Below are 23,279 nucleotides of genomic sequence, written 5' to 3'. Positions count from 1 at the left end.
TTGTTCAGGTTTCTTGATCAAAATCCAACACGAGGCGATCGCTGACAGGAAAGCTCTGGCAGCTCAGCACAAAGCCGCGCGCGACCTCATAGTCCTCTAGCGCGAAATTCGCGTCCATATCGACCTCGCCTTCGATGACCTTGCAGCGGCACGTCGAACATACTCCGCCTTTGCAGGAGTACGGCAATTCGATGCCTTGCTCCAGCGCCGAGTCCAGGACGCTGTCTTTATTTTTCTGGATGACAAAACTGCGGCTGTGGCCGTCTTGCACGACCGTCACCTCGCACTGCCCTTTTCCAGGGGCGGCGGGCGTATCACGGCCCGTACGCAAGGCTCGTGGTCCGCGGGGCGCGCCGAACAACTCGAACTTGATCTGCGATTTCGGCACGCCGCGATCCTGCAGATGCTGCACCACACTCTCGATCATGGTCTGCGGACCACAGACAAAAGCATAATCAATATCGGCGGCAGGCATCCATGCGGACAAGAGCTGATCGACTTTGTCGCCATCGAGCCGGCCATTGAATAGCTCGATGTCCTGGCTCTCGCGGCTCATGATGTAGACCAGGGAAAACCTGTCCATGTACAGGTTTTTCAGGTCCTCGATTTCCTCGCGGAACAACACCGACGACGAGGCGCGATTGCCAAAGAACAGGGTAAATCGGCTGTGCGGCTCGGTCGACAGCGCGGTCTTCACCAAGGAAAATACCGGCGTGATGCCGCTGCCCACGGCGAACGCGACATAGTGTCGCTGATGCTCCGGCGAAAAATCCACCGTGAAATTGCCGGCGGGCGGCATGACCTCGAGCATCTGACCGGCCTGCAACGCGTGATTGGCCCAGCTGGAGAATGCGCCGTCATCGACTTTTTTAATCGCGACGCGCAATACGCCGTCGCCAGGGGCAGAACAAATCGAATAAGAACGGCGCAGCTCTTCGCCCTCGAGCTGAGTGCGCAGCGTCAGATACTGGCCCGGACGAAATTCAAACTGCGATTGCAGTGCCTCGGGCAAATCGAACGTCACCACCACGGCATCGCGCGTATTGCGCGCCACGGAGGCGACTCGCAGAGAATGAAAAGAATTCTGACTCATGGCGTGATCCGGCCCTGCTCAGTGTGTTTTGAAATAATCGAACGGCTCGCGGCAAGCATTGCAGCGATAAAGCGCCTTGCACGAGGTCGAGCCGAAATGACTGATCAAGCGCGTTTGCGACGAGCCGCAGTGCGGGCACACGACCAACCGCCCGGCGGCACGCCGGCTGATGCCGGATACATCAACGGCTCGCTCCACCGGGGCCGCGATGCCATAACCTTTGAGCGCCGCTCGGCCACGTTCGCTCATCCAATCGGTCGTCCAGGCCGGGGACAATCTCGTCTGTATACGGACCGCGGCGACACCATGATCCGCCAATGTCCGTTGGATATCCTCCGAGATTTCGCGCATCGCAGGGCAACCGGAATACGTGGGTGTAATGGTGACCACGCACGTGCCGTCTTCCCATGCCACCTCGCGTATCACGCCCAGATCCACCACCGATAACACGGGGATCTCCGGGTCGGGCACGCCTTCGAGCCAGGCCATGACCTGGCTCGGCGGCACGATCGCAACGCCGTTCACCAGACGGCTCCCGGATGAGCACGTGGCAGCGACTGCATTTCCGCCAGCACATAGCTCAGTGCCTCGGTGTGGCGGCCTTGACGCCCACCCTGGTAGGCCAGGTGGCCCGCGTCATCCTCGGCGGGCATCGTCAATGTCGCCTCGGCCAACACCTCGCGCACATGCGCCAGCCAGGATCCGCGCAGGGAGCCCAATTCACAGGAAATACCGCGCTCAACCATCTCGTGATCGACGTCATCGTCAACGAACAGCTCACCCGTATACCGCCATGCGTCGTCGACGGCGTCTTGCATCTTGGCGTGACTGGTCTCAGAACCATCCCCTAAACGCACCACCAGATCCGACGAGCGGCGTACATGATAGGTGACTTCTTTCAGCGATTTTTCCGCAATGGCGGCTACACGCTCGTCGGTGGATTGCGTCAGGCGCTGCAGCAGAAAGTAATGCCATACGTCAAAGAAAAACTGCCGCGCCAGCGTATCGCCATAATGCCCGTTGGGCCGCTCGACCAGGATCAGATTGCGAAACTCATGTGCATGACGCAAATACGCCAATGCATCCTCGTCACGCCCCGCGCCTTCCACCTCGCCGGCCAGCGTCAACCACATGCGTGCCTGTCCCAGCAGATCCAGTGCTGTGTTGGTCAGCGCCAGGTCTTCCTCCAGCGCAGGCCCGTGCCCACACCATTCGGACAGGCGCTGCGACAGGATCAGCGTGGTATCGCCCAAACGCAACAGATACTCGAAAAAGGGCTTGTCCATGCTCGCGCCCTCCTTTACATGTGCTTGATTTCGTCGGGCATCGGGAAAAACGTGGGATGCCGATAGACCTTGTTGCTGGCCGGATCGAACAACGGCTCTTTGTCCGCCGGACTGCTCGCCACGATATCGGCCGCACGTACGACCCAGATGCTGAGACCTTCGTTACGACGAGTGTAGACGTCGCGTGCATGATTGATGGCCATCTCCGCATCGGAGGCGTGCAAACTGCCCACATGCTTGTGCGCCAGACCATGCTGGCTGCGGATAAAGACCTCCCACAGCGGCCATTCCTTGCTCATGATGCCTATCCTTTAGTGTTGGGCGGCACCTTATCCGCCCTGAAATCATTCGGTTGCCGACAACCGGCTTGATGTTCGTGAGGGGAATCCCCGTTCATCCTGCATCGCGTTGCGGGCTCACTGCCCGCCACGTACCGCGTCGAACACTCATATGCGCCGCCTCGTGCGCATCGGCGACCAAGGTATTCGGGCGGCCTGTCTGTCGCTGCGATCACGCCGCCTTGCGTTGCGCCTGCTTTTCGGCATAGGCCACCAAGCCATCGCGCACCCAGGCGCCCGCTTCGTGGGCCTTTTTGCGAGCCGCCAGGCGTTCGCGGTTGCAAGGGCCATGGCCCTTGATGACCGCGTAAAACTCGGTCCAATCAATTTCGCCAAAATCGTAGTGACCGCGTTCGGCGTTCCATTTCAGATCGGGATCGGGCACCGTCAGGCCCAGATACTCGGCCTGGGGTACAGTCTGATCGACCATTTTCTGACGCAGCTCGTCGTTGGAAAACAGCTTGATCTTCCAGGCCATCGATTGCGCGCTGTTCGGCGAATCCGCATCGGACGGACCAAACATCATCAACGCCGGCCACCACCAGCGATTCAACGCGTCCTGGCACATGGCCTTTTGTTCGGGCGTACCGTGCAGGCACATTTGAATCAGCAGGTCATAGCCCTGCCGTTGATGAAACGACTCCTCTTTACAGACGCGCACCATGGCACGCGCGTAAGGGCCATACGAACACCGGCACAACGGAATCTGATTGATGATGGCCGAACCATCCACCAACCAGCCGATCATGCCGATGTCGGCCCAGGACAAGGTGGGGTAATTGAAAATGCTGGAGTACTTGGCGCGCCCCGTCAGCAGATCGTCGACCAGCTCATCGCGCGACACACCCAGCGTCTCGGCAGCGCTATACAGATACAAGCCATGCCCCGCCTCGTCCTGCACCTTGGCCAACAAAATGGCCTTGCGTTTGAGCGACGGCGCACGCGTGATCCAGTTGCCCTCGGGCAACATGCCGACGATTTCGGAATGCGCGTGCTGTGAAATCTGCCGAATCAGCGTTTTGCGATAGGCCTCGGGCATCCAGTCCTGGGGCTCGATGCGCACGCCCTCATCGACGCGGCGTTGAAAGGCCTGCTCGGGACCGGAAAGTTCATCCACATTGCGGACCTGCTTGACGCCGGTTTCGACTAGCTGTGCATACATGTTCGTCTCCTGTACGGCCGCATGCGCCTGCAGGCGCCCACACCGATCGTTTATCTGACTCAGCTTAAGGACGATTATTTAATACACAAAATCAATTGTCAAAGAAATTCTTGTATCACATTAAAAATGTGTATCATGTTCAGCATTCTGATATCCGGCCTGGATTTCGATGGCAAACACCCCTTCTTCCCTAGGCAGCTACGTGGCCCGGTTGCTCAAAGACGACCCGCCGCGCGCGAAATCGCTATGCGTGAGCTTGCTGGGCGATGCGTTGGCATGCCACGGCGGCGCCATCTGGCTGGGGGGCATCATCGAGCTGCTCGAACCCTTGGGCATCAACGAGCGTTTGCTGCGCACCAGCGTATTCCGCTTGGTTGCCCAAGGCTGGCTGCAGGCCGAGCGCCATGGACGGCGCAGCCTGTATCAGCTATCCGAACTCGGCCGCCGCCGTACCGCACACGCCTCGCAACGCATCTACGACGGCCCGTCCGCCCAATGGAATGGCGACTGGACCCTTGTCGCCCTGCCCCGCCTGGGCAACAACGCGCTGTCCGAGCGCGTGGAACTGCGTCGTGAATTAACGTGGGAGGGCTTTGCCTTGATTGCGCCAGGGCTGTTCGCCCACCCGCAGGCGGACGCGAATACGGCGCATGAAATCCTGGAAAAACTCGGCATTCCCGACAAGGCGCTCGTTCTGGCCGGGCGCGATCTCGCCGGCGCGGGCGGACTGCCCATCGCCAGTCTGGCCCCGCAATGCTGGAATCTGGACGCACTGGCCGACCAATACCGTCATTTTTCCAGTCAGTTGGGGCCGCTGGACAAACTGTTGGACGCGCCCGCCGAGCCCGTCGACGCCTTTGCCGCGCGGATGCTGCTGCTGCATACGTGGCGGCGCATTGTCCTGCACGACCCGCAACTGCCGGTGCCCATGTTGCCCGAGCAATGGCCTGGTCACGCCGCACGGGAACTATGCGGCAGGATCTACTGGAAATTGTTCGATGCTTCGGAGCAGTATCTCGATGCTGTCGCGGGCAAGGATAACGAGCGGTATACGCCGTTGTCGGATGAGGTATATGCGAGGTTTGGGGGACGGCCGGTCTAGGCGAGCGATGGAATCATCCGTCATGTGAAGACAGCGCGAGCCGGCGTTCGCCGTGTAAAAGGGGCGCCGGCCCGTAGAGCGCGGATTCAGTCCGCGCAGCGGACCGAGCCCCCTGCTCATGGGGCGAGTCCGTGCGATAGGGCCGGCGCCCCTTTTACACGGCGAACGCCGGCGCCTAAAAAACCATAGCGGCGGCCAACATCATCGCCCTCTTATACTTTCAGGAAATGCTCGCGGTAATACTTCAGCTCGTCGATGGACTCGTAAATGTCCGCCAGCGCCTCGTGCTTGCTTTTCTTTTCAAAGCCCTTGTACACCGCAGGCACCCACCGGCGAGCCAGCTCTTTCAAGGTGCTGACATCCAGATTGCGGTAGTGGAAAAAACGCTCCAGGTTGGGCATGTAGGCGTACATGAAGCGGCGATCCTGGCTGATGGTGTTGCCGCACAGCGGTGATTTGCCGGCAGGCACATGCTGAGACAGGAAATCCAGCAGCGTTTGCTCGGCTTGGACCTCGCTCAGGGTGGACGCCTTGACCTTGTCGATCAGACCGCTTTTGCCGTGCGTGGACTTGTTCCAGTTGTCCATGGCATCCAGCAGGCTGTCGGGCTGATGCACGACCAGCACGGGGCCTTCGGCCACAATGGTCAGGTCCGGTTCGGTGACCACCACGGCCACTTCGATGATGCGCTCTTTGCTAGGGTCGAGCCCGGTCATCTCCATATCGAGCCAGACCAGGCGATTTTCGTTCGCAGCCATATAATTTGCCTATAAAACACCACATTTTCTCATACGCAACGCCAACTCCGTGCCACTGACCACTTTAACCCTGCTGTTTGTCGCCTTTCTGGTTGCCGATCTCTGTGTGCGCCAATGGCTGGCCATGCGCCAGATCCGCCATGTCGCCAGCCACCGAGACCAGGTTCCACCTGAGTTTTCACCGCGTATCGGCCTGGCTAGCCACCAGCGTGCCGCGGACTACACGGCGGCGCGCGTGCGGCTGGGGATGCTGGAACGAGTGTACGACGCGGGCATTCTGGTAGCCCTGACCTTGCTGGGCGGCCTGCAGGCCATCGATCTGGCAGTGGCACAGCTCACCTCGAATGACCTGCTGCGTCAGCTGCTGTTGGTAGGCAGCATCGCGCTGCTGCTGGGGGTGCTGGGTCTGCCTTTTACCTTGTGGCGCCAATTCAAACTCGAGGCCCGTTTTGGCTTTAACCGCATGACTCCAGGGCTGTTTGCCTCTGACTTGGTCAAAGGGATACTGCTGTCGCTGATTCTGGGCGCTCCCTTGGCAGCCGCCATTTTCTGGTTGATGGCGAGTGCCGGCAGCTTATGGTGGCTATGGGCCTGGGGCCTATGGACGGCGTTCAACCTGTTGTTGCTGTTCATTTTTCCGACCTTCATCGCGCCGCTGTTCAACAAATTCACGCCGCTATCCGATCCCGATCTGGCGAGCCGGATCAAACAGCTCGCACAGCGCTGCGGTTTTGCGCTCAATGGCCTGTTCGTCATGGACGGCTCGCGCCGCTCGGCGCATGGCAACGCGTATTTCACCGGCTTTGGCAAATCGCGCCGCATTGTATTTTTCGACACGCTGCTGGCGCGCCTGAATGCGGACGAGATCGAAGCTGTGCTGGCGCATGAACTGGGACATTTTGCCAAACGCCACATCGTCAAACGTATCGTGCTGAGCCTGGCCGCTGCCCTGCTGTTTTTTGCGGTGCTGGGCTGGTTGGCGCAACAACCCTGGTTCTACGAAGGCCTGGGCGTATTGCCACGCCTGAATGGCCGCAATGATGCGATGGCGCTACTGCTGTTTTTCCTGGTGATACCCGTGTTTACCTTTATGTTGACCCCGATCGCCAGCTGGTACTCTCGCCGTGACGAGTTCGAGGCCGACCGTTATGCGGCCAGCCAAAGCTCGCCCGAACAGCTCGTCTCGGCGCTCGTCAAACTGTACGATGACAACGCCGCCACTCTGACCCCCGACCCCGTGCACTCAGCCTTTTACGATGGTCATCCTCCCGCCGCCGTGCGTATCCGCCACCTGACGCAGCACGCATGAGCGCCAGCAGCCAGCCATTAGAGGGCCGTATTATTGCGGCACACGGCCGCCACTATGTGGTGGAATTCCCCGACGGATCTCAACGTCATTGCTTCCCTCGCGGGAAAAAAGCGGGCGCTGCCGTGGGCGATCGGGTACGCGTCGCCCCTCAAGGGCGTGACGAAGGTGCCATCGATGCGGTTTTGCCGCGCAGCAATCTGCTATTCCGCTCGGACGAAATGCGTTCCAAGCAGTTTGCGGCAAATGTCGACCAATTGCTGATCGTGGTCGCAGTCGAACCGACCTTTTCGGACGATCTGGCGGGACGCGCCTTGGCAGGCGCCTGGAGCGCCGGGATCGAGCCGCTGATCATTCTGAACAAAGTCGATCTGGAAACCGGTGTCGCCGCGGCCCGCGCACGGCTGGCATCCGTGCGTGCCTTAGGGGTTCCCATCATCGAACTCAGTGCTCACGATCGGCCCTCAGTACATGCCGCGCTGGCGGATAAGCTGGCCGGCAAAACCACGCTGCTGCTGGGCCAAAGCGGCATGGGCAAATCGACGCTGCTCAATGCACTGGTGCCCGATGCCGACGCGGCGACGCGAGAACATTCGTCGGCGTTGGACATGGGCCGGCATACAACCACCAGTACGCGCTTGTATCACTTGCCTGCGCCGGGCGGCGATCTGATTGATTCCCCGGGATTTCAAGCGTTCGGCCTACAACATCTGTCGGGCGACGATATCCTGCGAGGCTTCCCGGAATTCACCGCGCATATTGAACGCTGCCGTTTTTATAACTGCACGCACCGGCACGAGCCGGGTTGCGGCGTCGTGGCAGCGCTACAGGCCGGGGAGATCGATGCGGGGCGTTACGCGCTGTATCGGCGCATTCTCGAAGAAAGCGAGGCCGCGCAGCAACGCTACTGACCTGGTTGGAAAGGCAGCTGGTACAGTCACCGCCCGAACGAAGCGCCACCTATGTCAGCCGTCAAACCATGACGCAGCATGTGATACAGGTTGCGCAACATGCCCGCGGTGGCCCCCCAAATAAAGTATTGATGCCAAGGCATGGCGTAATACAGCCTTTCACGCCCGTCGGGCAATGGCCCGCGGTAGAGTCGGTGATTCGCAGGATCCGTCAAAAAAGTCAGAGGCACCTCGAATATCTCGGCGACTTCGAAGACATCGGGCTTCAGCGTAAAACCCGGGCGCACCAGCGACAACACCGGCGTGATGGAAAACCCCGTCGACGTCAAATAAGCGGGCATCGAACCCAGCACGTCGACATACTCGGCAGACAGACCGGTTTCTTCTTCGGCCTCGCGTAGTGCCGTTGCAATGGGCGAGGCATCCGAGGTTTCCACGCGCCCTCCCGGAAAACTGATCTGGCCGGCGTGATCGTACAGGTGTGCCGTGCGCTGCGTCAGCATGATGCTCACCCCCTCGGGATGAACGACCATGGGGATCAAGACTGCTGCCAGTACAGGAGCGCCCTCGCGTCCGGGATGGCGGTATTCGGTCGAACCTAGCGGGTCCTGGGGCCACGGTCCTGCGTGGCTCAGCACTCCACGCAGTCGCTGGGGAACCAGCAAATCTGGCGCGATCGCCGTCAGCCCCGCATCAGCGGGCTGCCAAGGTTGAGCGGCGGGATCGAATTGCACGGCGGCGGGAGGCCGGCGAGGACGGGACGAAGGGTCGGGCATACCTGCAGCAAACGTTAAAAAAGGCACCTTGATAGGTGCCTTTTTAACCCGGATCGCCGGGAAGCGCGGTGTGATCCTGCCTGAGCGGGCATCACACCGAGACCAATCAAGCCGATTTGGCTTGCTTGATGACCAGCTTTTCTTTGATACGAGCCGACTTGCCCGAGCGGCTGCGCAGGTAGTACAGCTTGGCACGACGCACATCACCACGGCGCTTGACTTCGATGCCGGCGATTTGCGGGGAATACAGTTGGAACGTACGCTCGACGGCTTCGCCCGACGAGATCTTGCGCACGATGAAGGACGAATTCAGGCCGCGGTTGCGCTTGGCAATCACGACGCCTTCGTAGGCCTGCACACGCTTGCGGGTGCCTTCAACGACGTTGACGCTGACCACTACGGTATCGCCAGGGGCGAATTCGGGCATGGTCTTGTCGCCGGTCAGGCGCTTGATTTCTTCCTGTTCCAGGATAGCGATGAGGTTCATGAGAACTCCGAGATCATCGTGCCTTGCGCTGTTTTTGCGTGGGGCGCCGGCCAGGGCCGGGACCTTTGCTGTACGCAAGCAGAGGATGAGGTTTGTGGTAAACCGAGCATTCTACATCAAATCAAGACTTTACGTACATACCACCTGCACGCGCGCAGAAATCCCAGGCCTTGTGCAACACCGTCCCCTTTTTGGGCGGTTTTAGCAGTACCCTTGCAGATCGAAATGTCATATTTCTGTCATATACCGCAACTGCAGCACCCATGTCTTACTCGTCCCTGATATTGGTTGTCTTGGCGGCCATGGCCCACGCCTCGTGGAATTTGTTGGCCAAACGAGCCGCCATGGTGGGTCCGGTCTTTGTCTTTGCCTATGGGCTGTGCGCTACGCTGTTATATGCGCCCTGGGTGATATGGATCCTGCTGCACGAAGGGATGGTCTGGAGCTGGCCCGTCATTGTGTGCATCCTGGCATCCAGCGCCCTGCACCTGGGTTATAGCCTGTGTCTGCAACGCGGTTATCAGGTCGCGGATCTGTCGGTGGTGTATCCCATCGCCCGCGGTACTGGCCCCCTGCTGTCTACCGCAGGCGCATTTTTACTATTGGGCGAGCCCGCAACGACCACCGGGATCATCGGCATGCTGTGCGTCGTCGGCGGCGTGCTGCTGATTGCCACACAGGGCAGGCTGTCGTTATTCCGCCAGCCCCAGGCATGGCTCGGCGTGCGCTGGGGCATTGTGATTGGCCTGTTCATCGCGACATACACCGTGGTAGACGCCTACGGCGTCAAGGTGCTGCTGATCATGCCGGTGCTCTTTGACTGGTTCACCTGTGCTACACGTACCGTCATGATGGCGCCGCACGTCATGAAGCGCCGCGCGGAAAATTGGCAAGCCATGCGGGAATACTGGCGCCTCGCCTGGGCCGTCGGCCTGTTGTCGCCGCTGGGCTATATCCTGGTGCTCTATGCGCTGCGCAACGGCGCACCGTTGAGCCTGGTCGCCCCCGCCCGCGAAATGTCGATGATGCTGGGCACCCTCGCCGGCATGTTTCTCCTGCGAGAAAAGGTCGGCGTCGGACGGCTACTGGGATGCCTGGCCATTCTGGCCGGGGTGATCCTGCTCGGGTCCAGCTAAACGGGCTCTCGGACGGTCGCTACGGCACAGCGTGATTTGGCCGTATGCAGGCGAACACTGCTACTGTGCAACGAGGCCTCTAACCACGGAAAAGCAGGCTTAAAACCCCGCTGCCGCCCCGAGCCACATCAACCCGGGAATCAACGCCCCCCACATCGCGACCAGCAAGACATCACCCACCATTTGGCGCACGGTCACGCCCTGGCTCAGTGCTCGGCTGGCCGTCCCCATGGACTGGCTGTGCGCGGCCATCGTATCCATTGACAGTGCGGCGGCAGACACATGCGTCTGAGCAGCACCGACGATCGGCTGGGAAATCCGGGCCGCGGGCGTCGGTTGAACAACCGGCTGAACCTCAATGGCCGGCGCCTCTACTGGCTGGACAACGGTGGCAGTGCCGATGACATCCGACTGCGCAGCCGGCGCCAAGGCGCGATGACGCCCCTGGGACAAGCCAGAAGAAAAAGGCCATTTGGCAGGCTGACGCAACACACCGACTGCGGCTCGCGCCAGCATGCGTGGTACCCAGGTCGGCAGCCGGGAAGGCAAGGAAACAACGGTATCGGAAGCAAGCGTGGCAGTGGACATGAAAGGCTCCGGTTAGAACAGCGCTAACTGCGGTGAAGACGAAAGCGGCGACGAGGATTTCGATTGCCGGGATGAGCTCTGCCCTGCCGCCGAGGCAGCCGAGACAGAGGACGCCGGGCTCGCTGCCCTGGGCGCTTGGAACAAATGCGTGACCAACTGGGAGCGAGTGGTATTCAGGCCCAGTTTGCGTACGGCCAGGTTGAAACGCTGACGCAGCAAATTGGCCCACAGGCCCGTGCCCCGCATCCGCGTGCCAAATTGAGGGTCGTTGCGCCGGCCATTGCGCATATCCTCGATACGGTGCAGCACGCGCTGCGCGCGATCGGGGAAATGGGCCTCCAGCCATTCCTGGAAAACAGCTTTGACCTCCCAGGGCAGGCGCAGCACGGTATAGCTGGCGTAGCAGGCACCTGCCTGGCGTGCGTCCTGCAGGATGCGTTCGAGAGATTCGTCGTTAATGAATGGAATGATGGGTGCCACCAGCACGCCCACGGGCACTCCGGCATTCGTCAGCGTGCGAATGGCCTGAATGCGCCGCCAGGGGGCAGATGCGCGCGGCTCGAGCGTGCGCGCCATCTCGGTATCCAGTGTCGTCACGCTGATGTACACCGTGATCAAGCGCTGCTCTGCCAGAGGCTGCAACAGGTCGAGATCGCGCTCGATCAGCGCGTTTTTGGTGACGATCGTGGCGGGATGCCGTGTTTGCAGCAAGAGCTCAAGCACGCCGCGGGTCAGCTGCCATTCGCGCTCGATGGGCTGATACACATCCGTCGCCGAGCCAATATTGATCGGCGAAACGCGATACCCCGGACGCGCCAGCTCGGCTCGCAACACATCGACGGCATTGGCCTTGGCGATCAGGCGAGTCTCGAAATCCAGCCCGGGGGAATACCCCAGGTAGGCGTGAGTCGGCCGGGCGTAACAATAGACGCAGCCATGCTCGCACCCACGATAGGGGTTCACGGCGACGTCAAAGGGAATATCGGGAGAATCGTTACGTGAGAGGAGCTTGCGCGCCTGCTCGGACGTTACAGTGGTCTTCAGGGTCGATTCGGGAACGATGGGAATGTAACCGCCGGCAATGTCGGCGTCGGAAACATCGTCCTGGGAAGCCGCCACCTGCCCGCTGGACCAACCGTCGTCGGCAGGCTCACGCTCGGTCTGTTCGAATCGATGCCGAACATTAGTAACCGCTCCCCGGCCGCGCAAGGCGGCGGGGGCGGTAGCCGGGGACCCAGAACCGGCGGAAAAAGCGTGCTTGGTGCGTTCCATGAAAGTACTGTACAAAAAACCAGTACTTTCAGCAAGCCCCAAATGCCCTAATCGGGCGAAATCTCACTTTACCCCAAGACGCGCTCGCCGTCTGAACAATCGATTTCACACTTTGGAAATCGGCTGGAAACCCGCATGGATATTGGATTTAGCCTAAAAACAACAGGCCGCCGCCCCTACGGACGGCGGCCAATGAGGCCCGTTTTGGTCTCGACATGAATCACCGCCTGGGAATTCAGACAGCACAGCAAGTTCGGAGCAAACTGATGAGCAGTACGTGCTGAATTCTGACGCACTCGGACACGCGCGAGCGCCTAACGCAGCATGCCTGCAGCCGCGGTTTGATGCGTGGCCTCGTCGATCAAAATGAACGCTCCCGTTGCCGGCGCATCGATATAACTGTCAACCGCCAAGGCTTCACGTGTCGCGAACGATACGCGGCCAATCTCATTCATATTCAAGGTGCCGCTGTGGTTTTCGACCTCCTGCAACTCGTGAATATCACGATGCGTCAACACGCTGCGGATCTTCGCCGACGTCAGACGCGTGCCATGCTTGAGCAAGTACTTGCGAGCCGGATTCAAGGCTTGCGTATCCAACCAGCACAGCTCTGCCTCGAACTCACGTCCCACGCGCGCGGGAGCGGCAGCATGCGACAACACATCGCCACGCGACACATCCACATCGCGGTCCAACACGATAGTGATGGAATCACCAGCAACCGCGAGGTCTACAGCGCGATCGAATGCCAGAACCTCTTTCACGCGTGCGGCAACACCGGAGGGCTGAATCACGACGTCATCACCGGGACGTAATTCGCCGCTCGCAATCCGGCCCGCATAACCACGGAAATCCTCCGCGCTGTCACCTCCGTGACGCGACACCCATTGCACGGGGAATCGCAGCGGGCGTACGGCGGCTTCGCTATCGGTGCCGCCTAATTGTTCCAGCAGGCTCAGCAGCGGTGGGCCGTCATACCACGGCGTTTTGTCCGAACGGTTGACAACGTTGTCGCCTTCGAGCGCCGACAACGGCAGCACGTGATGGTGCGCGATATTCAAACGGCGCGCGAGCTCTGCATACGCATCACGGATGCGTTCGAATACGGCTTGATCCCAGTCAACCAGATCCATCTTGTTGACCGCCACCACGATATGGCGAATGCCGAGCAAGTGAGCGATGGTGCTATGGCGTTTGGTTTGCGTCAGCAGTTGGCCATCGGCAGCCCGCGTCGCATCGATCAGGATAATCGCGGCATCGGCGGTCGAGGCGCCAGTCACCATATTACGCGTGTACTGCTCGTGCCCCGGCGCATCGGCCACGATGAACTTGCGTAGCGGGGTCGAGAAATAGCGGTAGGCGACATCGATGGTAATCCCCTGCTCACGCTCGGCCTCCAGGCCATCGGTCAGCAATGAGAAATCAATCCCGTCACCCACCACGCGTTTGTATTTGGCGCGGGAGATCGCATCCAGTTGATCGGCAAACACGCCCTTGCTGTCATACAGCAAACGCCCGATCAAGGTCGATTTACCGTCATCAACCGAGCCGGCCGTAATCAGACGCAGAACACCATTGTCGGTATCCGGCAGAAAAGAGTCATTCACAGCATTCATGTCGAAGTCCGGTAATCAGTTCAGAAATAGCCTTCTTTCTTGCGGCGCTCCATCGAGGCCTCGGAAGTCTGGTCATCCATGCGCGTCGCGCCGCGCTCGGTAATATCGGTCACGGCAGTCTCGGCGATGATGGCCAGCGGATCCGTCGCATCCGATGCCACGGGGCACGTGCAAGAGATGTCGCCGACCGTGCGGAATCGCACAGCCAGGTTTTCCACCCGCTCGCCGTCTTGCGGCGGCGTCAACGGTGTTACCGGTACGAGCAGCCCCTTGCGGCGCACAACGTCGCGTTGATGGCTGTAGTAGATCGACGGCAACGCCAACTGCTCGCGCTGGATGTACTGCCACACATCCAATTCGGTCCAATTGGAAATCGGAAACACCCGCATGTTTTCGCCCTTGTGCACGCGGGTGTTAAATAGATTCCACAACTCGGGACGCTGGGCTTTCGGATCCCACTGACCGAACTCGTCGCGGAACGAAAAAATGCGCTCTTTCGCGCGCGCTTTTTCTTCGTCACGACGTGCGCCGCCAATGCACGCATCAAACCCGAATTCTTCGATCGACTCCAGCAGCGTCACCGCCTGCGCCGCGTTGCGTGAATCAGTCTCGCGCCGCAGCACCACACTGCCGCGACGGATGGAATCCTCGACGCTGCGCACAATCAGGGTCTCGCCCAACTCGGCGGCGCGTTGATCGCGAAATGCAATCACTTCATCAAAATTATGCCCCGTGTCGATATGCATCAGCGGAAACGGGAAACGGCCCGGACGGAAGGCTTTTTCCGCGAGTCGCAACAGCACGACTGAATCCTTGCCCCCGGAGAACAGCAACACGGGTTTGGCGCATTCGGCCGCCACTTCGCGCAGGATGTAAATCGCTTCGGATTCCAGCCAATCGAGATGACTGCGATTGAGAACGACAGACATGATTTTCCTTTTATACAGAAGTCGGTTTTTCTGGTGCCGCGACGACCGAGATCACCCGGTTGCCCGCATGAAGGCCGCACTCTTTGGAGTCGGAGGATTCCCACCACCACCGTCCCGCCCGCACATCCTCGCCCGGACGGATGGCGCGCGTGCAAGGTTCACAGCCGATCGAGGGATAGCCTTGGTCATGCAATGGGTTGTAGGGAATGTCCAGAGCGCGAATGACATGCCACACGTCTTCTTCGCTCCAGGCGGCCAGGGGGTTGTATTTGTAGAGACCGAACACAGGGTCGTGCTCGGCCTCCGGCAGCTCGCCGCGCGTGGCGGCCTGGGCACGGCGTTGCCCTGTGATCCAGGCGCCACGGCCCGCCAGCGCGCGCTTTAACGGCTCGACTTTGCGGATCTGGCAACAGGACTTGCGCAAGTCCACGCTTTCATAGAAAGCGTAGGTCCCATGCGTTTTCACATACTGATCCACTGCCTCAGTATCGGGGCGATAGATCGTCAACTCACGGCCGTAACGCTCGCGCACGGCGTCGATCATGCCTAGCGTTTCAGCATGCAGACGGCCAGTGTCCAAGGTAAAAACCTCTAACGGAAAGCCGCCGTCGTAGATAGCGTGTGTCAACAACATGTCCTCGGCAGCGAGCGACGATGCCAGCGCGGCGTCAGGATACTGCTGGGCGATTTCGGCCAGACGCTCTTGCAGTGTGTGCCAACGCACTGCCACGGCCGGATCTAATGCGGAATCAATGACTGTCATAGTTATGCCGCGGCAAAAACCCGAGCACGGCGCGGTCGCGCCAGCAAGCTTTCGCCTTCCTTCAGTTCAAGTTCACGATAGAGTTGCTCCGGCACCTGCGCTTCGATCGTGGCCTGGATGTCCTGACGTTCCAGTTCCAGATAGGCGCTCGGCCCGGCTAAATACACGTGGTTCAGGCGCACGGGAATCCCCTGCCCCAAACCGTTGTCACGCGCCAGATCGATCTCGTGTGGACGCACATAGGCAATTGCCTGCTGCTGATGGGCCTTGGCCAGATCGGGCGCAGGCAGCTCGACGCCATGCGCATGCCAGACGCCATTGGTCGCATGACCGGCCAACTGGTTGACGTCGCCCAAGAACCCGTAGACGAACGGCGTCGCCGGGTGCTCCCAGACCTCGCGCGGTGTACCCACCTGCTCGATACGGCCGGCATTCATCAAGACCACGCGGTCGGCGACTTCCAGGGCCTCTTCCTGGTCGTGCGTGACGAACACGCTTGCCACATGCAGTTCGTCGTGCAGCCGGCGCAACCAGCGGCGCAGCTCCTTGCGCACCTTGGCATCCAAGGCGCCGAACGGCTCGTCCAGCAACAGCACCCGCGGCTCCACCGCCAAAGCGCGAGCCAGCGCAATACGCTGGCGCTGGCCGCCAGATAGCTGCGCCGGATAACGATCGGCCAGCCAATCCAACTGCACGAGGTTCAACAACTCGTGCACCTTCTGACGGATCTGCGTTTCATTGGGACGCTGCGCGCGACGCTTGACCCGCAGACCGAAAGCCACGTTCTCAAACACGGTCATGTGTTTGAAGAGCGCGTAATGCTGGAACACAAAACCGACCTGACGGTGGCGCACGTCCACATCCGTGGCGTCCTCGCCAGCAAACAGGACGCTGCCTGTATCGGCGGTTTCCAAGCCCGCGATAATGCGCAGCAGGGTCGTTTTCCCGCAACCGGACGGACCGAGCAACGCAACCAACTCACCGGTTTCGATATGCAGAGACACATCGTCCAGGGCACGGAAATCACCAAAGCGACGCGAAAGATTTTTGACTTCAATACTCATGCCAGGAACTCCATCATGCCGTTGTCGGCTGAGGCGTCGCAACCGGTGCGGCCACGCGGGCCTCCATCGGTTGATCGACGGTATCGGGCCGTGCGCTGCGCCACTCGACCACGTTTTTGATCACCAGCGTCACCAGGGCCAACAAAGCCAATAGCGACGCCACGGCAAACGAGGCCGCAAACTGATATTCACCGTACAGAATCTCGACATGCAGCGTCAGCGTATTGGTCAGCCCGCGTATATGGCCCGACACCACGGACACCGCTCCGAACTCTCCCATCGCACGGGCGTTACACAGGATCGCACCGTAGAGCAAGCCCCATTTGATATTGGGCAACGTCACACGCCAGAATATCTGCCAGCCGCTGGCGCCCAGCGTCAATGCAGCCTGTTCCTCTTCGCTGCCCTGCGCCTGCATCAGCGGAATCAGCTCGCGAGCAATAAAAGGAAAGGTCACAAACAAGGTCGCCAACACCACGCCAGGCACGGCGTAGACGATCTTCAAGTTGTGATCTTCCAGAAAGGGCCATATCCAGCTTTGCGAACCAAACAACACGACGAACACCAGCCCTGCCACGACCGGCGACACGGAGAACGGCAGGTCGATCAAGGTGATCAGCAATTGTTTGCCGCGGAACTCGAACTTGGCGATCGCCCAGGCCGCAGCCACACCAAAGACCAGATTCACCACCAGCGATATGGCCGCCACCCACAGCGTCAACTGGATTGCGCTCCAGGCATCGGGCTCGGTGATCGCCGCGAGATAAAGCGCCCAGCCTTTCTTGAAGGCTTCGACGAACACGGTGATCAGGGGCAACAGCAGGAACAGCGTCAAAAATGCCAGCGCGACGCCGAGCAGCAGGCCGCGCACCCAACGCGGTTCGGTCAGATGATTGGGACGATCCGTCACGGCAGAACTCATGCAAACCTCCTGCCACGACGGGCTTGCCAACCTTGCAGCAAATTAATAAAGAGCAGCAACACAAATGAGATAGCGAGCATCACCGTGGCAATCGCAGCGGCGCCTACATAGTCGAATTGTTCGAGCTTCGACATGATCAGCAAGGGAGTGATCTCGGTCACCATCGGCCGATTACCCGCAATGAACACGACGGAACCGTATTCGCCGACTGCCCGCGCGAATGCCAAGGCAAAACCGGTCAGCAGCGCCGGCACAATGGTCGGCAGCAACACACGCCGCACCGTTTCCCATCGATTGGCGCCCAGGCTGGCGGCTGCTTCTTCGATCTCGCGTTCAATATCCTCCAGGACAGGCTGCACGGTGCGCACGACAAAAGGAATGCCGATGAACACCAGTGCCACCACAATGCCGATCGGAGAGAACGCCACTTTCAGGCCGAACCAGTTGTCCAGCGGTGCGCCCAGCCAACCTGTTTTGGTATAGAGCGCCGTCAGCGCAATCCCCGCTACAGCCGTGGGCAACGCAAACGGCAGATCCACCATTGCGTCCAAGATTTTTTTGCCGGGAAACTGATAGCGCACCAAGACCCACGCCACCACCATACCGAACACCAGATTCACCAACGCTGCGATGAGCGCAGCACCGAATGTCAGTTGATACGAATACAACGCCTGCGGCGTAGTGACCACGCGCCAAAAACCCTCCCATCCCAGGCTTGCGCTCTTGAGCGGCAAGACCACCAGAGGCAGCAGTACCAACAAGCTCAGGTACACCACCGTAAAACCCATGGAAAGCCCAAAACCCGGCAAGACGCCGGGTCGTTTCCGTTGCCGGCCAACGGGGGCTTTCGCCCCCGCAGCCGTGGTCATGGCTGAAGTCATGATTGCATCCCGCCCTCTGGCCTATTTGCCGTTAGGCAGATAAATCTGGTCAAAGACCCCACCATCGCTGAAATGCGTGGCCTGCGCCTTTTTCCAACCGCCGAAGATGGCATCGTCAATTGTCACCAGCTTCACTTTGGGGAACTGCTTGCCGTACTTCTCGGCCACGCTCTTGTCGGTCGGACGATAGAAATTACGAGCAATGATTTCCTGCGCCTCTGGTGTGTACAGGAACTCCAGATAGGCCTGAGCAGCGGCACGCGTGCCCTTGCGATCGACGTTCTTGTCCACGATGGCGACGGGGGGTTCAGCCAGAATGGACAACGAAGGCACGACGATATCGAACTTGTCCGGGCCCAATTCCTCTTGCGCCAGGAACGCTTCATTTTCCCAGGCCAGCAACACGTCGCCGACACCGCGTTCGACAAAGGTCGTCGTCGCTCCGCGGGCACCGGTATCCAGCACCGGCACATGCTTGAACAAGTCGCTAATGAAAGCCTTGGCCTTGCTTTCGTCGCCACCGTTTTTCTCCAGTGCATAGGCCCAGGCCGCGAGGTAGTTCCAGCGTGCGCCACCCGAGGTCTTCGGATTCGGTGTGATGACTTCAATGCCGTCCTTGACCAGATCATTCCAATCATGGATTTGCTTCGGGTTGCCCTTGCGGACCAGGAAAACGATAGTCGAGGTATAAGGCGAGCTGTTCAAAGGCAAGCGGGTTTGCCAGTCTTTGGGCAACAGGCCCTTGTCGGCAATGGCGTCAATGTCGTACGCCAGCGCCAATGTCACCACATCAGCGTCCAGACCGTCGATGACCGAGCGCGCTTGTTTGCCCGAGCCGCCGTGCGATTGGCGAATGGTCAGGGCCACACCGGCTTTTTCTTGATATTGCTTGGCGAATGCTTCGTCCACGGCACGGTACAGCTCACGCGTGGGATCGTAGGACACGTTCAATAAGGTTTGCTTCTCTTGCGCATGGACCGGCAACCCCACGACGAAGGCCGCAGCCACCGCCGCCAATGCAGCCCAGAATTTTTTCTTGTACAGCATGTTTGCACCCGAATCCGTAGACAGTGGATGCAAGTGTGCAGCGTCGCCGAACTAAACGGAAAGAATCATTTTTTGGTTGCTCATCGCTATTCGAAATAAAGATTGTGCTTCCCTGACGACGACAACAAAAAAAGCGNGCGCTGCCTGACGGCGAGCGCGCGCAAGCGGCACCTGATGCAGACCGGCGCACCTCGCGCCGATCTGCATCCCGGTTATTTACTTATTCGGTTGAGGCGTAATACGCAGGTACGGGCGCACCGCTTTGTAGCCTTTCGGGAATTTCTCTTTGATCACGGCCTCGTCCTTCAGGGAAGGCACGATGATGACGTCATCGCCGTCTTGCCAATTGACTGGCGTCGCCACGCTATGGCTATCGGTCAACTGCAGCGAATCGATCACGCGCAGAATTTCGTTGAAATTACGTCCGGTGCTGGCCGGATAGGTAATGGTCAAACGGATCTTCTTGGCCGGATCAATGATGAACACCGAACGCACGGTTGCCGTGGCGCTGGCATTGGGGTGAATCATGTCATACAGCTCGGCGACTTTGCGATCGTCGTCCGCGATGATGGGGAAATTCACCGTCGTGGATTGCGTCTCGTTGATATCGTTGATCCACTCATTGTGCGAGTCCACGCCGTCAACGGACAAGGCCAGCACCTTCACGTTGCGCTTGGCGAACTCATCGGCCAGCTTGGCCGTGTAACCGAGTTCGGTCGTGCAGACCGGCGTGAAATCAGCCGGGTGCGAAAACAGTACGCCCCAGCTATCCCCCAAATACTCATGAAAACGGATCGGGCCGGTGGACGTGTTTTGCTCGAAATCCGGGGCGGTGTCGCCCAGACGAAGTTGGGTCATGGAAGGTCTCCGTGGCAGTTAGCGTCGCTGACCAGTATGATCAGCGACTGCGAGAGTCATACCCGAAGATTCTTACATCAAACACGTATCACTGGAAATACGTTTGTTGCATATGTTTAATAACTTTATGCAATATCGGACTGTGCACCGCAGCGATTGGCCACGACTCCCGCACGGACCGACGCCGACAGCGCCAACGCACGCGGCAAGATCTGCGCGCCGTAGAACAGCGCGGTAGAAAGCTTGCTGCGATAAAACGGATCCGTCGTCCCCTCGGCCAGTTGCCGCTGACACACCAGCGCCGCACGCGCCATCTGCCAACCGCCATGCACAATACCGGCCAGCATCAAATAGGGCACGCTCGCCGCGTAGATCGCCCGCACATTGGATTGTGCCTGCTCCAGGATGAAAGTGACTGCAGCGTCATATCCCTGGATCGCCAGATCCAGATTGTCGCGCAGCAAATTCAGCCCGGCCCTATCGTCGGGCTCGGCACGCGCGGCGGCAGTGTGCAGGGTCTGCAAGGTGTCTTTCATCGCGGCGATGCACGCATAGGCCGTCGCGCCGCCGTCGCGCAGGGTCTTGCGGCTGACCAGGTCGTTGGCCTGAATCGCCGTGGTGCCCTCGTAGATCGGCAGAATACGGGCGTCGCGATAATACTGGGCTGCGCCGGTTTCCTCGATGAAACCCATCCCCCCATGCACCTGGACCCCCAGCGACGCCACCTCGACGGCGGACTCGGTTGAGAATCCCTTCACAATCGGGACCAGGTACTCGTAAAAAGCGCGGTTGCGGGCGCGCACGCCAGCGTCGGGATGATGCATCCCCTTGTCATGTGCAGCGGCTGCCACAAAGGACACGGCTCTGGCCGCCTCTGTCAGGCCACGCATGGTCAGCAGCATGCGTTGCACGTCCGGGTGATGGACGATGGCCACCGGCCCCGCAGAGCCTTCGATCGCCCGCCCTTGCACCCGCTCACGCGCATAGGCCAGCGCATGCTGATAGGCTCGTTCGGACACGCCGATGCCCTGCTGACCCACGCCGAAACGCGCAGCGTTCATCATGATGAACATGTATTCGAGGCCGCGGTTGGGTTCGCCCACCAAGTAGCCCACCGCCCCTTCGCCCGCCTCACCCTTGCCCGACCCGTACAGCAGGACGGCCGTGGGACTGCCATGGATGCCTAGCTTGTGTTCCAGCGAGGCGCACCATACATCATTGCGAGGCCCCAGACTGCCGTCCTGGTTGACCAGAAACTTCGGCACGATAAACAGCGAAATGCCCTTGACCCCGGCAGGAGCGTCCGGCATGCGAGCCAGCACCAAGTGAATGATGTTCTCTGCCAGATCGTGATCGCCATAGGTAATGAAAATTTTCTGACCCGTCAGGCGGTAGCTGCCGTCAGTCTGAGGCACCGCACGGGTGGCCACCTGGGCCAGGTCTGACCCAGCCTGCGGCTCCGTCAGGTTCATCGTGCCTGTCCATTTGCCCGCGATCAAATTCGGCACGTAGGCCTGGCGTTGCGCTTCGGACCCCACTGTCAACAAGGCCTCGATCACGCCATCCGTCAACATGGGACACAATGAAAACGCCAAGTTGGCTGCCTGCAAATTCTCGCAAGGCGCCGCCGCCACCAATTTAGGCAGCCCCTGGCCGCCCCACTGCGCGGGATGCTGCAGGCCCTGCCAGCCGCTGGCTGCATAATCGGCGAATCCCTGCTTGAACCCCGGCGTCGTCGTCACCTGCCCGTCGTTCCACTGCGGCGCCTGCGTGTCGCCCGCGACGTTCAATGGCGCAATAGCCTGCTCGGCAAAACGGGCGTTTTCGTCCAGGATCGCGTCCACCAGATCCGGTGTGACCTCCTCAAAACCCGGCAACCGCAGAATCTCGTCCAGACCAGCCAGGTCCTTGAGCGCGAAGCGGAAATCCCGCAGTGGAGTGACGTAAGGCATTGTGTCTCCAGAATCAATTGGCGGTGGTGGTGCTCTCCTTGGCTAATCTTAAACCTTTCGCACCCTCCTTGTGAGCGAAGGCGGCAAAAGCGGGGGCAGACTCGGAAGGAGTCGCCTCTTCGTAACCTGCCTCCATCGTCTGGCGCACCTCCGGCTGCTCCAGAACCTTGTTCGTGGCCTCAAACAATGTCTGCACGACGGCTGGCGGCGTGCCCCGCGGGGCAAAAATGCCCCACCAATTGGAGACGTCATAACCGGGCACCGTCTGCGCAATCGTCGGATAAGGCAGCAGCTTGGAGGGTTGTGCCGAGGTGACTGCCAGCGCCCGAGCCTTACCTGTTTCAATCGCGGCTTTGGCGGACGGGGCCGTAGCAAAAGAAAGGTCCGTATCCCCTGCCGCCACCGATTGCGTAGCTGCTGCGCCGCCTTTGAACGGGATGTGCATGAATTTTGCCCCAGTCAACCCCATGAACTCCACGGCGGCCAAATGGGTGATGACGCCGTTGCCCGATGAGGCCACGTTCAGCTTGCCGGGTTGCTCACGCGCACGATCCAGCAGATCTTTCACGCTATTGATGCCCAGCGCCGCATTCACAATCAATACCATGGGGCCGGTCGTGAGCTGCGCAACGGGAACGAAATTGTCGGCGGTGTAATCCACCTTGTATAGCGCGCTGTCGCTGCCCATGACGCTGGCGTTACCCAGATACAGGGTATAGCCGTCTGCCGCGGCGCGTGCCACGAAGCTCGCTCCGATCGTCGAGCCCGCGCCAGGCCGGTTTTCTACGACCACAGGTTGCCCCAACACCTTGGCCAGATTATTGGCATAGACCCGCCCCACGTGATCGGCGCCCCCTCCTGGAGGAAAGCCGATGACGAGCGTAATCGGCTTCGTGGGATAGTTCGAGGCAGCCAGGGCCACCGTCGCCAGCGATCCGCTCATTAACGCCAGCGCACACCCTGCTGCACGCAAAATACGATGCATGTTCATGTCGTTGTCTCCTTTTTATTTCAGCCTGTCTAAAAGGGCTG

General features: G+C 59.9%; 24 protein-coding genes. 4 read left to right on the top strand and 20 right to left on the bottom strand.

Features of this window, described 5'->3' with window-relative positions; genetic code table 11:
* Nucleotides 1-4: 4 nt before the first annotated feature.
* The 5 genes from paaE to paaA form a co-directional block, all read right to left on the bottom strand.
* Nucleotides 5-1,093 (bottom strand): 1,2-phenylacetyl-CoA epoxidase subunit PaaE, encoded by a 1,089-nt coding sequence (paaE, locus tag ACNA0I_RS12945; protein WP_415806409.1) that lies wholly within the window; start codon nucleotides 1,091-1,093, stop codon nucleotides 5-7.
* Nucleotides 1,094-1,111: 18 nt separating this feature from the next.
* Nucleotides 1,112-1,582 carry a 1,2-phenylacetyl-CoA epoxidase subunit PaaD gene (paaD, locus tag ACNA0I_RS12940; RefSeq protein WP_415806458.1) on the bottom strand — a complete coding sequence of 157 codons (471 nt, stop codon included), beginning with the start codon at nucleotides 1,580-1,582 and terminating at the stop codon, nucleotides 1,112-1,114.
* A gap of 32 nt (nucleotides 1,583-1,614) precedes the next feature.
* On the bottom strand, nucleotides 1,615-2,379 hold the full coding sequence (paaC, locus tag ACNA0I_RS12935; protein WP_415806408.1) for a 1,2-phenylacetyl-CoA epoxidase subunit PaaC: 765 nt from the start codon (nucleotides 2,377-2,379) through the stop codon (nucleotides 1,615-1,617).
* A 14-nt stretch (nucleotides 2,380-2,393) separates the two neighbouring features.
* The gene (paaB, locus tag ACNA0I_RS12930; protein WP_094820434.1) at nucleotides 2,394-2,678 is read right to left on the bottom strand and encodes a 1,2-phenylacetyl-CoA epoxidase subunit PaaB; all 285 of its coding nucleotides are present in this window, start codon (nucleotides 2,676-2,678) and stop codon (nucleotides 2,394-2,396) included.
* A 211-nt stretch (nucleotides 2,679-2,889) separates the two neighbouring features.
* Nucleotides 2,890-3,879: a 1,2-phenylacetyl-CoA epoxidase subunit PaaA gene (gene paaA, locus ACNA0I_RS12925; protein WP_415806407.1), complete on the bottom strand. Its 990-nt coding sequence runs from the start codon at nucleotides 3,877-3,879 to the stop codon at nucleotides 2,890-2,892.
* Between the two features lie 169 nt (nucleotides 3,880-4,048).
* Between paaA and paaX the strand changes: the two genes are divergently transcribed.
* On the top strand, nucleotides 4,049-4,981 hold the full coding sequence (gene paaX / locus ACNA0I_RS12920; RefSeq protein ID WP_415806406.1) for a phenylacetic acid degradation operon negative regulatory protein PaaX: 933 nt from the start codon (nucleotides 4,049-4,051) through the stop codon (nucleotides 4,979-4,981).
* A 212-nt stretch (nucleotides 4,982-5,193) separates the two neighbouring features.
* Here the strand turns inward: paaX and orn are convergent, their stop codons facing one another.
* Nucleotides 5,194-5,739, bottom strand: coding sequence for an oligoribonuclease (orn, locus tag ACNA0I_RS12915; protein WP_415806405.1), 546 nt, complete (start codon nucleotides 5,737-5,739; stop codon nucleotides 5,194-5,196).
* Nucleotides 5,740-5,788: 49 nt separating this feature from the next.
* On the opposite strand from orn, the gene ACNA0I_RS12910 reads away from it, so the two are divergent.
* Together ACNA0I_RS12910 and rsgA are read left to right on the top strand one after the other, a co-directional pair.
* A complete protein-coding gene (locus ACNA0I_RS12910) occupies nucleotides 5,789-7,048 on the top strand; it encodes a M48 family metallopeptidase (RefSeq protein ID WP_415806404.1) in 1,260 nt (419 codons plus the stop codon).
* Nucleotides 7,045-7,956: a ribosome small subunit-dependent GTPase A gene (gene rsgA, locus ACNA0I_RS12905; protein ID WP_415806403.1), complete on the top strand. Its 912-nt coding sequence runs from the start codon at nucleotides 7,045-7,047 to the stop codon at nucleotides 7,954-7,956. The genes ACNA0I_RS12910 and rsgA overlap by 4 nt, the downstream gene beginning before the upstream one ends.
* Nucleotides 7,957-7,982: 26 nt before the next feature.
* Here rsgA and ACNA0I_RS12900 read toward each other — a convergent pair whose 3' ends face one another.
* Complete coding sequence (locus ACNA0I_RS12900; RefSeq protein ID WP_415806402.1) at nucleotides 7,983-8,732, bottom strand: CoA pyrophosphatase; 750 nt, start codon at nucleotides 8,730-8,732, stop codon at nucleotides 7,983-7,985.
* 106 nt (nucleotides 8,733-8,838) lie between these two features.
* Complete coding sequence (gene rplS / locus ACNA0I_RS12895) at nucleotides 8,839-9,219, bottom strand: 50S ribosomal protein L19 (protein ID WP_415806401.1); 381 nt, start codon at nucleotides 9,217-9,219, stop codon at nucleotides 8,839-8,841.
* A 263-nt stretch (nucleotides 9,220-9,482) separates the two neighbouring features.
* Between rplS and ACNA0I_RS12890 the strand changes: the two genes are divergently transcribed.
* A complete protein-coding gene (locus ACNA0I_RS12890; RefSeq protein ID WP_415806400.1) occupies nucleotides 9,483-10,355 on the top strand; it encodes an EamA family transporter in 873 nt (290 codons plus the stop codon).
* A 99-nt stretch (nucleotides 10,356-10,454) separates the two neighbouring features.
* Here ACNA0I_RS12890 and ACNA0I_RS12885 read toward each other — a convergent pair whose 3' ends face one another.
* From ACNA0I_RS12885 to ACNA0I_RS12830, 12 genes are all read right to left on the bottom strand, one after another.
* Nucleotides 10,455-10,943, bottom strand: a complete 489-nt coding sequence (locus tag ACNA0I_RS12885) for a hypothetical protein (protein WP_415806399.1) — start codon at nucleotides 10,941-10,943, stop codon at nucleotides 10,455-10,457.
* 12 nt (nucleotides 10,944-10,955) lie between these two features.
* On the bottom strand, nucleotides 10,956-12,215 hold the full coding sequence (locus ACNA0I_RS12880) for a PA0069 family radical SAM protein (protein ID WP_415806398.1): 1,260 nt from the start codon (nucleotides 12,213-12,215) through the stop codon (nucleotides 10,956-10,958).
* 314 nt (nucleotides 12,216-12,529) lie between these two features.
* On the bottom strand, nucleotides 12,530-13,831 hold the full coding sequence (locus ACNA0I_RS12875) for a sulfate adenylyltransferase subunit 1 (RefSeq protein WP_415806397.1): 1,302 nt from the start codon (nucleotides 13,829-13,831) through the stop codon (nucleotides 12,530-12,532).
* A 20-nt stretch (nucleotides 13,832-13,851) separates the two neighbouring features.
* The gene (cysD, locus tag ACNA0I_RS12870; RefSeq protein ID WP_415806396.1) at nucleotides 13,852-14,760 is read right to left on the bottom strand and encodes a sulfate adenylyltransferase subunit CysD; all 909 of its coding nucleotides are present in this window, start codon (nucleotides 14,758-14,760) and stop codon (nucleotides 13,852-13,854) included.
* 10 nt (nucleotides 14,761-14,770) lie between these two features.
* A complete protein-coding gene (locus ACNA0I_RS12865; protein ID WP_415806395.1) occupies nucleotides 14,771-15,523 on the bottom strand; it encodes a phosphoadenylyl-sulfate reductase in 753 nt (250 codons plus the stop codon).
* A gap of 2 nt (nucleotides 15,524-15,525) precedes the next feature.
* Nucleotides 15,526-16,587, bottom strand: coding sequence for a sulfate/molybdate ABC transporter ATP-binding protein (locus ACNA0I_RS12860; RefSeq protein ID WP_415806394.1), 1,062 nt, complete (start codon nucleotides 16,585-16,587; stop codon nucleotides 15,526-15,528).
* A 13-nt stretch (nucleotides 16,588-16,600) separates the two neighbouring features.
* The gene (gene cysW / locus ACNA0I_RS12855) at nucleotides 16,601-17,509 is read right to left on the bottom strand and encodes a sulfate ABC transporter permease subunit CysW (RefSeq protein WP_415806393.1); all 909 of its coding nucleotides are present in this window, start codon (nucleotides 17,507-17,509) and stop codon (nucleotides 16,601-16,603) included.
* Nucleotides 17,506-18,390 carry a sulfate ABC transporter permease subunit CysT gene (cysT, locus tag ACNA0I_RS12850; RefSeq protein WP_415806392.1) on the bottom strand — a complete coding sequence of 295 codons (885 nt, stop codon included), beginning with the start codon at nucleotides 18,388-18,390 and terminating at the stop codon, nucleotides 17,506-17,508. The genes cysW and cysT overlap by 4 nt, the downstream gene beginning before the upstream one ends.
* Before the next feature lie 21 nt (nucleotides 18,391-18,411).
* Nucleotides 18,412-19,437 carry a sulfate ABC transporter substrate-binding protein gene (locus tag ACNA0I_RS12845; protein WP_415806391.1) on the bottom strand — a complete coding sequence of 342 codons (1,026 nt, stop codon included), beginning with the start codon at nucleotides 19,435-19,437 and terminating at the stop codon, nucleotides 18,412-18,414.
* 216 nt (nucleotides 19,438-19,653) lie between these two features.
* Entirely contained in the window at nucleotides 19,654-20,295 is a 642-nt protein-coding gene (locus ACNA0I_RS12840; RefSeq protein WP_415806390.1) for a peroxiredoxin, read from the bottom strand.
* 125 nt (nucleotides 20,296-20,420) lie between these two features.
* Nucleotides 20,421-22,247, bottom strand: coding sequence for an acyl-CoA dehydrogenase (locus ACNA0I_RS12835; protein ID WP_415806389.1), 1,827 nt, complete (start codon nucleotides 22,245-22,247; stop codon nucleotides 20,421-20,423).
* 13 nt (nucleotides 22,248-22,260) lie between these two features.
* Complete coding sequence (locus tag ACNA0I_RS12830; protein ID WP_415806388.1) at nucleotides 22,261-23,238, bottom strand: Bug family tripartite tricarboxylate transporter substrate binding protein; 978 nt, start codon at nucleotides 23,236-23,238, stop codon at nucleotides 22,261-22,263.
* Nucleotides 23,239-23,279 lie beyond the last annotated feature (41 nt).

The organism is Bordetella muralis (assembly GCF_965139205.1).
Taxonomy (GTDB): Bacteria; Pseudomonadota; Gammaproteobacteria; order Burkholderiales; family Burkholderiaceae_B; genus Bordetella_A; species Bordetella_A muralis.
Note: the sequence above shows the minus strand (reverse complement) of the source record. Positions and strands in the feature narration are given on the sequence as shown.